At 49.8% G+C, this 12516-nt stretch carries 10 protein-coding genes; 7 read left to right on the top strand and 3 right to left on the bottom strand.

Features of this window, described 5'->3' with window-relative positions; genetic code table 11:
- Positions 1-778: 778 nt before the first annotated feature.
- Both NL324_RS07295 and NL324_RS07290 read right to left on the bottom strand, forming a co-directional pair.
- On the bottom strand, positions 779-1303 hold the full coding sequence (locus tag NL324_RS07295; RefSeq protein ID WP_301282740.1) for an IS630 family transposase: 525 nt from the start codon (positions 1301-1303) through the stop codon (positions 779-781).
- Complete coding sequence (locus tag NL324_RS07290) at positions 1270-1788, bottom strand: helix-turn-helix domain-containing protein (protein WP_253305868.1); 519 nt, start codon at positions 1786-1788, stop codon at positions 1270-1272. The genes NL324_RS07295 and NL324_RS07290 overlap by 34 nt, the downstream gene beginning before the upstream one ends.
- 463 nt (positions 1789-2251) lie before the next feature.
- Here NL324_RS07290 and NL324_RS07285 point away from each other — a divergent pair, with 463 nt between their 5' ends.
- The 3 genes from NL324_RS07285 (at position 2252) to nadA (ending at position 5699) form a co-directional block, all read left to right on the top strand.
- On the top strand, positions 2252-3916 hold the full coding sequence (locus NL324_RS07285) for a glutamine--tRNA ligase/YqeY domain fusion protein (RefSeq protein WP_253306919.1): 1665 nt from the start codon (positions 2252-2254) through the stop codon (positions 3914-3916).
- 27 nt (positions 3917-3943) lie between these two features.
- Complete coding sequence (locus NL324_RS07280) at positions 3944-4531, top strand: GNAT family N-acetyltransferase (RefSeq protein ID WP_253306918.1); 588 nt, start codon at positions 3944-3946, stop codon at positions 4529-4531.
- Between the two features lie 133 nt (positions 4532-4664).
- A complete protein-coding gene (gene nadA / locus NL324_RS07275; RefSeq protein ID WP_253306917.1) occupies positions 4665-5699 on the top strand; it encodes a quinolinate synthase NadA in 1035 nt (344 codons plus the stop codon).
- Here nadA and der read toward each other — a convergent pair whose 3' ends face one another.
- A complete protein-coding gene (gene der / locus NL324_RS07270; protein WP_253306916.1) occupies positions 5700-7214 on the bottom strand; it encodes a ribosome biogenesis GTPase Der in 1515 nt (504 codons plus the stop codon).
- A 384-nt stretch (positions 7215-7598) separates the two neighbouring features.
- Here der and NL324_RS07265 point away from each other — a divergent pair, with 384 nt between their 5' ends.
- From NL324_RS07265 to NL324_RS07250, 4 genes are all read left to right on the top strand, one after another.
- Positions 7599-7952, top strand: a complete 354-nt coding sequence (locus NL324_RS07265) for a hypothetical protein (RefSeq protein WP_253306915.1) — start codon at positions 7599-7601, stop codon at positions 7950-7952.
- 377 nt (positions 7953-8329) lie between these two features.
- Complete coding sequence (gene pepP / locus NL324_RS07260; RefSeq protein ID WP_253306914.1) at positions 8330-9649, top strand: Xaa-Pro aminopeptidase; 1320 nt, start codon at positions 8330-8332, stop codon at positions 9647-9649.
- Positions 9649-10827 carry a 2-octaprenyl-6-methoxyphenyl hydroxylase gene (ubiH, locus tag NL324_RS07255; protein ID WP_253306913.1) on the top strand — a complete coding sequence of 393 codons (1179 nt, stop codon included), beginning with the start codon at positions 9649-9651 and terminating at the stop codon, positions 10825-10827. Before pepP ends, ubiH begins: the two co-directional genes overlap by 1 nt.
- Positions 10821-12038: an FAD-dependent monooxygenase gene (locus NL324_RS07250; protein ID WP_253306912.1), complete on the top strand. Its 1218-nt coding sequence runs from the start codon at positions 10821-10823 to the stop codon at positions 12036-12038. Before ubiH ends, NL324_RS07250 begins: the two co-directional genes overlap by 7 nt.
- The last annotated feature ends 478 nt before the right edge of the window (positions 12039-12516 follow it).

The following is a 12516-nucleotide window of genomic DNA, read 5'->3' as shown; positions in this document are numbered from 1 at the left end:
TAAAGTAGTCAAAGAGAGTCATGAGATTGTTGATAAAATAACCTATCTGCTTCCAGCACTTTCTCAGCCAGAGAGTGCAGCGATAGTCTCAACTATTTCCTCTTTAAAAACAGTTATAGAACAATCTTATCAAGCGATTGAACCGTTAAAAAAAGAGGTCGATACTGTAGCAAAAGAGCAGTCTAGTCAGGATGTTCTGAGCCATTTGAACAGCCTGGTCCCTAAGATTCAGAATGAGAAGACAACTATTTTAGAGGCTAAGGAAACCTTATCAAAAGTACTCGATAAATTATTTGAATTACCCAAATTAACTATAAATTCACAGCAAGAAAGTAAACTTTTTGCTAATCAGATCTATGTGGCAGCTGATGAAGTTAAAGGGAAAATTGTCGAGGCTCAAAAATATTCCAATGATTTAAATTCCCAGCTTTCTAAATATAATCTGGAAGCCAGATTAATTAAAAAAGAGTTTAATTTGTTATGGAAAGATAAAGAAACAAGCCTGTCTGATATAGCAGATAAAATTAAATCATTGGCGCTATTAAAAAATGAAAAAATAATTTCTCTACAACAAAAAATCATCAATAATAGTGACCCGCTATGGTCGAATGCTGTAGATCAACAGACAGCATTCATTGAAAAACTAGATGGTAAGCTACAAGAAACAGTAGAGGGTGCAGTGGTGCAGGCATTAACTCACTTAAAGAACGAGAGTGAGCGTCAATTTAAAGACCTTGTTAATTTACATCAAGAATATCAATCAAAGATGCCTAATAAGTTATCGCGAAAAATTAACTGCAAAAATATTGCCATAAGAGCTCAACAAGCGGTTAATTTCTGTATTGATAGTTTGTTTACTCCAGGTTACCAAGCGGCGCCAATGATACTTAGCTTGTTTCCAAACTATCTCAATCAAATTAAGCTCTGGACTATAAGCGGGAAGATAAAGAAGTACCATATTGTTCTCCACGAACCACCGTTTCAATGTCTCTTGCTCAATGCCATGATGAATACTGGCATTATCTAATACCACAAAGGTATAGCGTTGCTCACCCTTCTGGGCAATATCCTCTAAAAAGTCAACGACCTCTTTTCTTGTCACATTTTGCTCAATAATCTTATGGGACAAGGTGTTAGCTGAAAAATCTAAAGCCCCCAGTACCGAACGTCTGCAGTGTGGTTTTGGTTCTACCCGATGCGGCTGCCCTCTAGGTCCCCAACCATTCTGAACAGGAGGGGTAGAGGAAAAACCACTTTCATCAAAATAGATCAAACGATATTTGTTGTCTTCACGGGAGAGCAATTTGAGCCTTGAGAGTACAGCTGATTTTGCAATGTAACAGGCTTCATCACGTTTTTTTTAAGTGAATAACGTGATCTTTTATAGGAGAGCCCTTGCTCTTTAAGCGCCGAAGCGAGTGTTTCTAGCGTGCAAGGTAAGGCACCATGTTCAGCTTCCACTCGTTTGGCTATGCCTGCTAAACTCAATGATTCCGAGCATGCAGCGTCGACAGCACTGGCAACCATTTCTGGCGACAGCGCTCGTGGTCGGCCGCCGTTATATTGACAAAGCAGGCCACAAATACCTGCTCGGCGCCACCTATGGATCCAGTTATACACCGCTCGAAAACTAACCAAAAGCTCCTTGGAAACTTCAACCGGTTTGAGTCCCTTGGCTAGTAGTAACAGTCCAGCTCCTCGCATCCTGGTCTCTCTATAATGATGGTTTAAAGATAGTTGTTGTAATGTAAAGCGCTCAGTTTCTGTCAATTTTATGGACAATTTCATTGGGCAACAGCATGCAGAGTGAAAATTCATATCTTTAGCATAACTCATTGCATTTCATTTTTATAGAGCACTTAACAAGTTATTGGGAGAGATCTTTGATAAAAAACAAAAAGAAACTAATGCTCGTTTAAGAGAGATTATGCTTGAAATATACACTTTTGCTGAACAGCAGGCAAAACAACTTAAAAAACTTAATGCCTGATTTTTCTCAGGTGTTAAATACTGATATTATTATCGAATCTATAGGATGAAAGGATCATTAACAGCCTTGTAATTCTTGACAGTAATGGCTGAACCCCTCACTGGTTGAGGGGTTTTTTATACGATTTTTTTAGGGAAAGTGGTTGGACAGCGGGGTGATTGGCCGCTACTTTTCTTTTTTAGGTGAATTGGGGGTTGCTAAAAGTATAATACTTGTAAGAAGATGGCTCCTTTGAGCCTCGTCAGCAAGGAATTGTGGCCAATGAGCCTACTCCAACCCACGCCCACCCATTTTATTCAGCAGATCATTGAGGAGGATTTGGCAGCCCAGCGCTGCAGCACGGTGCACACCCGTTTTCCTCCAGAGCCGAATGGCTATTTACATCTAGGTCATGCCAAATCGATCTGTTTAAACTTTGGCTTGGCTAAAGCCTATCAGGGCAGCTGTAATCTGCGGTTTGATGATACCAATCCAGTCAACGAGGAGCCGATCTATGTGGCGTCTATTCAAGACGATGTACGCTGGTTAGGGTTTCAGTGGTCTGGTCCAGTCCACTATGCCTCAGACCATTTTGAGGCACTCTATCACTATGCCGTGGCGTTAATCAACCAAGGAGTAGCCTATGTTGATGAGCTGACGCCAGAAGCTATCCGCCACTATCGGGGAACCTTGACAGAAGCTGGCAAAAACAGCCCCTATCGTGATCGTCCTCGGGCGGAGAATTTAAGGTTATTTGAACAGATGCGGGCTGGCGAATTTGCAGAGGGCAGCGCTTGCTTACGGGCCCGCATTGATATGGCCTCTCCTTTTATGGTATTGCGTGATCCGGTGCTCTACCGGATCAAACAGGCCACACATCATCAGACTGGAGAGTGCTGGCCTATCTACCCTATGTACGATTTTGCCCATCCTATTTGCGATGCTTTAGAGCAGATCACCCATTCGCTGTGCACGTTGGAATTTCAGGATAATCGGCGCTTATATGATTGGATCCTCGACCACCTGACTATCGCTCATCGCCCACGGCAGTATGAGTTCTCACGTTTGAATGTCGCGTATACGGTGCTTTCCAAGCGCAAATTGCAGCAATTGGTCTTGGAGCAGGTGGTCACCGGTTGGGATGATCCCCGAATGCCCACCCTGTCGGGACTCAGGCGGCGCGGCTACCCGGCTGCAGCCCTGCGTGATTTTTGTAGTCGGATTGGCGTGACAAAACAGGAGAATCTAGTCGAGCTAAGCCTATTAGAGTCCTGTGTCCGTGACCACTTAAACCAGCACGCCCCCCGAGCGATGGCGGTCTTAGATCCCTTAAAACTGATTATTGAGAATCTACCGCTGGCTCACCAAGAGATCCTCTCAATTGCTAACCATCCCCAGCAAAGCGCCTTAGGAGAACGGCAGGTCCCTTTTGGGCGTGAGCTCTATATTGAGCGCACAGATTTTCAGGAGAGCGCTGACAAGCACTATAAGCGCTTAGTGTTGGGCGGGCGGGTGCGCTTGCGCCATGCCTATGTGATCACCGCCCATCGGGTTGAGAAGGCGGCGAATGGGGAGATCAGTGCCGTCTACTGTCATTATGATCCAGAGACTTTAGGACAGAACCCTGCAGAGGGCAAAGCGCGGGGCGTGATCCACTGGGTCGCCGCCGCCCAAGCAGTGCCTGCCACCTTTAATTTGTATGATCGTCTGTTTACGGTGGCCAATCCTGCCGCAGAAGAAGCGTGGTTAACGACCATCAATCCAGACTCCTTAAAACAGTGCCAAGGATTTGTTGAGCTGGCCTTACAGCAAGCCTCTCCTGAGCAGCCCTATCAATTTGAACGGCTGGGTTACTTTTGTCGTGATCAGCACGCCACTGAGCAGTCGGCACTGGTGTTTAATCGGACGATTGAGTTACGGGATGTGTGGCAAAAAAAGGGCCCCTAATCCTGGCCGTCAGGGGGAGTCTTCATCATGATCATCATTGAAACTGCAAGATTGATTTTGCGGCACTGGAGAGCAGACGATGGGGCGCCTTTGACGCTGATCAATCAAGATCCCCAGGTCATGGAACACCTGCCCAAACGGCTTACACCCGCGGAAACCAGGGCGATGATCCAAAGAATTAACCACTGCATTGAGCAGCGGGGTTTTGGGCTCTGGGCGGTGGCGCTTAAACAGAGCGGCGTGCTGATAGGGTTTATCGGACTCTCTACTCCTGCTTTTGAGGCCCCCTTTACCCCTTGTGTTGAAATAGGTTGGCGGTTATCTGCAGCGCATTGGGGGCAGGGTTATGCAACGGAGGGGGCTAAAACCGCCCTAGCCTATGGCTTTACGAAGCTATCGCTGCAGGAGATTGTCGCCTTCACCATACCCGAGAATCAGCGCTCTTTGCGGGTGATGCAGCAGATTGGGATGCAGCGGGATCACCAGGGCGATTTTGCGCATCCTAAGTTCCCGAGTGATCATCGATTATCTCGACATCTCTTGTATCGGATCCAGCGATCCGACTGGGAGCTTTCGAGCACGCCTGACGGTGAGGGGGTTCTATCCCCTCCATAAAGAGGGCACTGGCTGATTTCACGGCAAGCAGCAATCATCGGCACCCGGTGTTGTAAAGGCTGTAGACTGGCTCCGCGCTCGGTTGTAGACTGGCGCCCTTGACTATTTTTCATGGTTGACTGAAGAGATCCCCATGCCGATCTACCTTGATCGCCCCTATGCAATACCTGCCAAACCAGAACGTCTCACTGCACAACAGCAGCCAGCGTATCGTGCTAAGGTCAAACAGTTATTGGAGCAGCACAATGCAGTGATGGTGGCCCATTATTATACTGATCCAGCGTTGCAAGCCTTAGCTGAAGAGACGGGAGGGTGTGTGGCCGACTCGTTGGAGATGGCCCGCTTTGGACGCCAACACCCGGCAGAGATTTTATTAGTCGTGGGGGTGCGTTTCATGGGGGAGACGGCCAAGATTTTAAGCCCAGAAAAACAGATCTTGATGCCGACGCTCGCTGCGGAGTGCTCACTAGATTTGAGCTGTCCAGCCACGGCTTTCAGTGATTTTTGCGACCAACACCCCGATCGTACAGTGGTGGTGTATGCGAATACGTCAGCTGCCGTCAAAGCGCGGGCTGATTGGGTGGTGACCTCCAGCATCGCTGTAGAATTAATTGACAAACTCGATAGCCAAGGTGAGAAGATCCTCTGGGCGCCCGATCGCCATCTGGGGGACTATGTCCAGCGGCAAACCGGTGCTGATCTACTCTCCTGGCAGGGGGTGTGTATTGTGCATGATGAATTTAAAGGACGGGCACTCCAGCAGATGAAACGACTCTACCCAGAGGGCGCAGTATTAGTCCATCCGGAGTCGCCAGCCGCCGTCATCGCTCAGGCAGATGTCGTCGGATCCACCAGCCAGCTGATTAAAGCCGCCCAACAACTGCCACAGCGTACCCTGATTGTGGCGACTGATCAGGGGATCTTCTATAAAATGCAGCAGGCCTGTCCGGAAAAAACCTTGCTAGCAGCGCCGACAGCCGGGGCGGGAGCGACCTGTCGTAGTTGTGCCCAGTGCCCTTGGATGGCGTTGAATAGCCTGCCGGCACTGGTGGATGCTTTAGAGGGCGATCGAGATGCCCATGCCATCCACCTTGATCCGGCAGTGCGAGAACGGGCCTTGCTGCCCCTTAATCGGATGTTAGACTTTGCCCAGCAGTTGAGAACCTAGCTAGCGCTGCTGTTTTTTGCGGTGCTGTATGACGCGCTGGCGTTGACGCTGCTGAGTGGGCGTCAGGGGGTTACGCCGATCAGCGTAAGGGTTGTCACTCGTTTTAAATTGCAAGACGATAGGGGTCCCCCTGATATTCAGGGCTTGTCGGTAGCGGTTCATCAAATAACGACGATAGGCTTCGGGGAGCTCATTGAGTTGATTGCCATGGATCACAATAATCGGGGGGTTATGGCCACCTAGATGGGCAAACTTGAGTTTCACCCGACGTCCTCGTACTAAGGGGGGGAGATGTTCTGTTTGGGCGGCCTGCAAAATGCGGTTAATAACCCCCGTACCAATGGGCCGGGTAGCACTCTGATAGGCTTCAGTAATTGACGTAAAGAGTTTAGCAATCCCCTGATTCTTCAAGGCAGAGATAAAATGGATCCGCGCGAAATTGATAAAAGCTAAACGCCGTTCTAAAGTCTGTTGAACTTGCAGTTTAGCCGCTTGATCGAGACCATCCCATTTGTTAACGACCAGAACCAAGGCGCGACCCTGCTCTATGACAAAACCTAATAATGACAGATCTTGATCACTGATCCCCTGCTGAGCATCCAACACCATGAGGACCACCTGAGCTTGTTCAATGGACTGCAGTGTCTTCACAATCGAGAATTTTTCTATCTTTTCATGCACTCTAGCCCGGCGGCGTAAGCCGGCTGTGTCGATAATGGCATAATGGCATCCCTGTCGCTGCAGGGGAATGGTGACGCTATCTCGTGTGGTTCCAGGAAGATCATAGACCACGACGCGCTCTTCCCCTAAGATACGGTTGGTCAGCAAAGATTTCCCCACATTAGGCCGTCCCACGATAGCGACCTTAATGGGATACTGTGGGGAGCCTCTGGGAGGACGGGGTGTGCTCTGTTTGGTGTCGGTAAGCGCCTCGGGATCGGACTGCTCCATAGGCTGGGAGTTGATAGTGGGTTCGGTGGTCTGATCAGGCGACGCGCTGTTCGAGACTTGAGCTTTGAGCACAGCGATGAGCGATTGCATTAAGGCCCCGATGCCTTGATGATGTGCTGCAGCGATGGGGATCAGGTTATCGCCCAACCCTAATCGGTAAAAATCAGCAACCGCGATATGCTCATCGATGCCCTCTATCTTGTTGACCGCCACGACAATGGGTTTTTTTTGCAGCCGCAATTGCTGTGCAATGCGACTATCACTCTCGGTCAATCCACAGCGGCCATCCACCAAAAACAGGATAGCATCGGCTTCCTCCACCGCTTTGAAGGCCTGTCTCTCCATGTGATCGGATAGCCCTTCCGCCTGTGTTGCTGGATCATCCAGCCCACCGGTATCAATGAGAATCAAAGGCTGTTCACAGCACGAGGCAGTGCCATAGAGCCGATCCCGGGTCAAGCCAGGGAAATCAGCCACCAGGGCATCTCGAGAGCGTGTTAAGGCATTGAACAAGGTCGATTTGCCCACATTCGGGCGTCCCACTAAAGCAATGACGGGTATCACAATGACTCCTCGATGGGGCCTGTAGAGCGCACTCAACGGGCTTCTGACAGGCCCGGCAGAAGCTGTTTTAAATCAATCGTAAACTGGAATGGATGATCAAACTCCTAAGCGCCGAACTTTAACTGCCGCCCATTCTGACATGCTTTCAGCGCTGCGACAAGGATGGTGGCTAGTCACCCAGCTATCCTGGATGATGAAGTCTGTAGGGGATAGTGCTTACTTCATGGGCTAATGGGCATTCTATAGCCTGTAGGGGGAAGCGTGCTACGACACGCAACAAGAACGAATGTTCTTATAAAGAGCCTTTGCGGCGATTGAGTGTATCATACTTGGCAAAATCCCATGAGTATGGCAAACTGAAATCCTTTAAAAAAGGAGGTTATAATGCATCCGATAGTACAAAAGACATTGGGTGGATTGTCAAAAGAGTACTATTTTAGACAATTCATTTTTGGATTGATTTTCCCAGCGTTTATTATATTTATGGATATTCCTGGGAAAAATTCAACGCCCATTTCCGTGTACCTGTTATTTGCAGTTAATACCACCTTATATCCATATTCAAGATTTGTTTACGAAAGCATTGTTGACTTTATTATGGGCGACAATGTATTTTTCGTTAATGCAATTTTTATGCTAATAGTGAAAATTTTCACCATGCTGCTATGCTGGAGTTTTGCAATTTTCATCTCCCCCATAGGATTGCTGTATTTGTATTATCACCATAGCAAGCAATAAAAATATCATTCAGAGCCCATATATAAAATGGCAAAAAAGTTGAAAGCGTGTGTGGATTGCGGGAATATGATTAATGTTACCGCTAAAACCTGTGGCAAATGTGATTTTACTGATCCCTTTGGAGAAGAGCGATTGAAAAAGAAGTTATCTAGAAACTTTTTTGTTTTATTTATTATTATTATTGTTGTTGGTCTGTTCTACCTATCCCGTTTTGGGTTCACTAATCCACTGGAAATTATCCGACAGCCGTTTCGGTAACAGTAATCCCAATTCAGGATCCCGGAGTGAGTTCCTACTTTTTTATAGAAAAAGAGGCTTCCTATCGACCACTCTAGCCGATACGATAGTGCAGTGAATCCTAGGAAAGCGTATACAGTATGCAATCAGAATTTCAGCAACGGCGTCAGCGGGTGTTGGCGCAGATGGTGCCGGCCAGTGCCGCCCTGTTTTTTTCAGCCCATGAGCAGATCCGTAGTCGTGATACCCAGCATAGCTTTCATCAAGATAGCGATTTTTGGTACTTAAGTGGTTTTAATGAACCCCAAGCCCTGCTCGTCTTGATTAAAAACACTCAGGGGGTTGGCAGCAGCGTGCTGTTTAATCGTCCCCGGGATCCCCTGGCTGAAAAGTGGGAGGGTCGTCGATTAGGACCGGAGGCAGCGCCGGCCCAGTTAGGGATCGACCAAGCTTTCTCCTACGACACAGTCAGCACCCAGTTAGTGGCGTTACTCAACCAGTTAAGCACCCTCTATCACGCTCAAGGTCGTTATACGTCTGCTGATCAACTGGTATTGATGGCCCTAGAGCGCTTGCGCCAGGGTAAAGCGCCACAGTGGCGTGCCCCGGTAACACTCACCGATTGGCAACCTTGGCTACACGAGATGCGGCTTTTTAAATCAGCCGCGGAGCTTGATCGACTGCGCTGTGCTGCCAAAATTACGGTAGACGCCCACCGTCGTGCTATGCAGCAGTGTCGTCCAGGGCTGTTTGAGTATCATCTAGAGGCGGAGATCCAGCATGAGTTTACCCGACAAGGGGCACGCTATCCCGCTTATAATACGATTGTCGGCAGTGGTCATCACGGTTGTATTCTGCACTATAGCGATAATCGGGCGCTGCTCCAGGCAGGGGATTTAGTGTTGATCGATGCAGGTTGTAGCTATCAAGGGTACGCCAGTGATGTGACCCGTACTTTTCCTATTAATGGCCACTTTACCCGCCAGCAGGGCGCCCTCTACGATCTCGTTTTGCAGATGCAGCAAGTGGCGCTGCAGCAGCTGGCGCCCGGGCGGACCTTAGGGCAGGCCAACCAGGCTGCTATCGAGGTATTGGTGCCCGGTTTGGTACGCTTAGGGCTGTTGCAAGGCGAGAGTAGCGCGTTAATCGCCAACCAAGCCTACCGTGAATTTTATTGTCATAACCTAGGGCATTGGCTCGGTTTGGATGTGCATGATGTGGGCAGTTACCAGGCATTAGCCCAGGATCGGCTGCTAGAACCGGGGATGGTCTTGACCGTAGAACCGGGTCTCTATATTGATCCCGATGCTGCAGTGGCTAGCGACTATCAGGGCATGGGGATCCGCATTGAAGATGAGGTGCTGATCACCCCTGAGGGTTACGAGTTATTGACCCCTGGACTGCCCAGACAGCGCTCAGAGATTGAAGCTTTGATGCGCAGCCGCTACACGTTGACTTAATGTACCAGGTCATTATTGTTGGCGGCGGTTTGGCAGGCGCTTGCCTAGCGTTGGCACTGAGTCAACACGCTCAAGGATCGATCACCACCGCTGTCATCGAAGCACTGCCTCCAGCACGGCAAACGCCAGCAGAGGATGATCGTGCCATCGCTTTGGCGCATCACAGCTGTCAGCAGCTCGCTCAGTTGGGCTTGTGGCCGCTTGTGGCCGCGAAGGCCACCGCGATCCGCTCTATTCAGATCTCAGAAACTCATTGCAGTGCTTTAGCCACCTTACGGGCGGAAGCGTATCGACTGCCCGCATTAGGACAGGTCGTCGCCATCCAGACGTTACGTCAACAGTTAGCTCGCTTGTTAACAACAGCAGCAGGGGTCACGGTGTATGCGCCAGCAGAAGTGGTTAGCGTGACCCCACAGGCCGATCAGGTCTTGGTCCAGTTGCAACCAGGAGAGGTATTATCTGGCCAACTATTGGTCATCGCCGCTGGCAGTCGTTCACCCCTATCCCAGCAGTTGGCACTACGCTATCACTGCTGGGATCATCATCAGCACGCCATCATTGCCACCCTATCGACAGAGGAGCCGCATCGGGGACGGGCTTTTGAACGCTTTACTCGGGAAGGATCACTGGCCATATTACCGAAAACCGTAGAGCAGTGTGCGCTGGTGTGGTGCCAACCCCAAGAGCGCCAGCAGCAGTTATTAGCTTTGACCGATCAAGCTTTTTTACAGCAAGTACAGCAGGTATTTGGTTGGCGTTTAGGGGCATTATCACAACTGCAAAGGCGCCAAAGTTACCCGTTATCGACTCAAGTCGCTGTACGCCCCGTGGGTCATCGGTGGGTAGCTGTGGGCAATGCGGCGCAGACGCTGCATCCGATTGCTGGTCAAGGGTTTAATCTTGCCCTGCGAGATGTCCTGCAATTAGCGGAGTGCTTAATCAGCGCTTGGAGCCAGCAGCAAGCTATCGGCACTTATCAGTTACTGGACGACTACCGGCAACGTCGGCAGGGTGATCAACAGCGGATGGTGCGCTTTACCCAGGGGTTATTACAGCTATTTGGCAGCCAGCAGCCGCTGTCGAAGGTGAGTCGTCAGGTAGGGTTACACCTATTTGATAGTACGCCGTTCGTTAAAAATCGAGTGGCCTCCTGGCTATTGGGGACCCCAGCATGGTAAGAGGTTACGGGCCCCCTCCCGATTTTGAGGTGATCATCGTGGGTGGTGGCATTGTGGGGCTAACGTTGGCGGGATTAATCGCACAATCCACTCCGTTACGGATTGCGATCATTGACCGTCAGGTGCCTGTCCCAGGAAGCCCTGCTGAGCAGGGTGTGCAGAGAGTTTCGGCACTGAATCGGGCCAGTGAGGCCTTACTGCAGCGGATCGGGGTTTGGCCTACTGTAGCAGCCAGCGCGGCCCCCTACCGGCAACTACTGGTCTGGCAGGCGGTAGGGTGGGGGCAGCTGGCTATCAGCGCGCGCGCTGTTAACCTCCCCCAGTTAGGGCATATCGTTGATAACCAGCAGTTACGCCAAGCGCTCTGGCAGCAGAATCAGCAGCAGCCCACCATCACGCTGTTAGCACCGGAGCAGGTAGCAGCAGTGGTTTGGCAGGAGAGTTTGGCCTATTTAACGCTCGCGCGGGGAGCCGTGCTGACGACCCGTTTGATCATTGCTGCGGATGGCGGGCACTCCTGGGTGCGGCAGCAGGCGGCTATTCCTGTGACTTTTTATGACTATCCACAGCAGGCACTTGTGGCCACGATTAAGACAGAGCGGCCACACCAGGCGACGGCCTACCAATGGTTTCACGAGGAGAGTATTTTGGCACTCCTACCATTAGTCGATCCTCACCACTGCTCTATTGTGTGGTCTGTCCCCACCTGGATGGCCACCTTATTAACCGACGAAAGCCCAGGACGTTTCAACCATCAGCTGAGTGCTGCTAGTGATCGCCGTTTAGGGGATTGTCAGCTGGTGGGGGAACGCCGCTGTTTTCCTTTAACTGCGCGCTATGCGCAGCAGTTTGCAGGACACCGCATCGCCTTGGTGGGGGATGCGGCGCATACCGTGCATCCCGTCGCCGGTCAGGGACTCAATCTTGGATTAGCCGATGTCGCGTTATTAGCCACCGAGTTACAGCGCCTACCCGCTAGCGATCAAGCGTTCGGTGGCTATCGCTCGTTGCGTCGCTTTGAGCGCCAGCGTAAATATGAAGCGGCTAAGCTATTGGCAGTCACCCACGGGGTGCAGCAGCTGTTTGCTGGCCACTCTCCGCTAAAGTGTTGGTTGCGGGGTGCAGCGTTACAAGCAGTTGACCGATTGCCCCCCCTAAAAGCTTATTTGGTGCGCCAGGCGAGTGGGATTCGGGATAACGATAATAGATAGTGGTGCTGATAATTTTTGCGGGCAGACTACAGATTTAGATAGATCAATAGTTCATCTAGCTAAGCGCTTATATCTCCATAGGTTTGCATTAGTGGCCTCACTCTTAACCTATCAAATCAACACGCTGCTCTACTGGCCGGCAAGCAAGCATCTCACCCAAACTGGGGGAAGGAGACCCCCTATTTTGCTCTCTGAGGGCCGATATTCTCCAAAACGAGAGAGCGGAGAATGTTCGAAGTCCGGAAGCGCTTATTTTTTTATCCCTTAAAAATAAAGCTATTACTGACAGATCTAGCGACGCTGTTTATTCCCAGCATTGCCTAGCAACACAAAATGACTAACTATCTATTAACCAATCAGTATTATTTAACTATTAATTTTAATAGAATGCCAACATTTTTTTGCTTCAGAAAAAGCAGCCTAAAACTAGATCAACCGATATTTTACGTAAAATCCAAGTGGGTTTTACTGTTGTTTG

This window comes from unidentified bacterial endosymbiont, assembly GCF_918320885.1.
Classification (GTDB): Bacteria; Pseudomonadota; Gammaproteobacteria; order Enterobacterales.
This window is presented reverse-complemented; position numbering and strand designations above follow the sequence as displayed.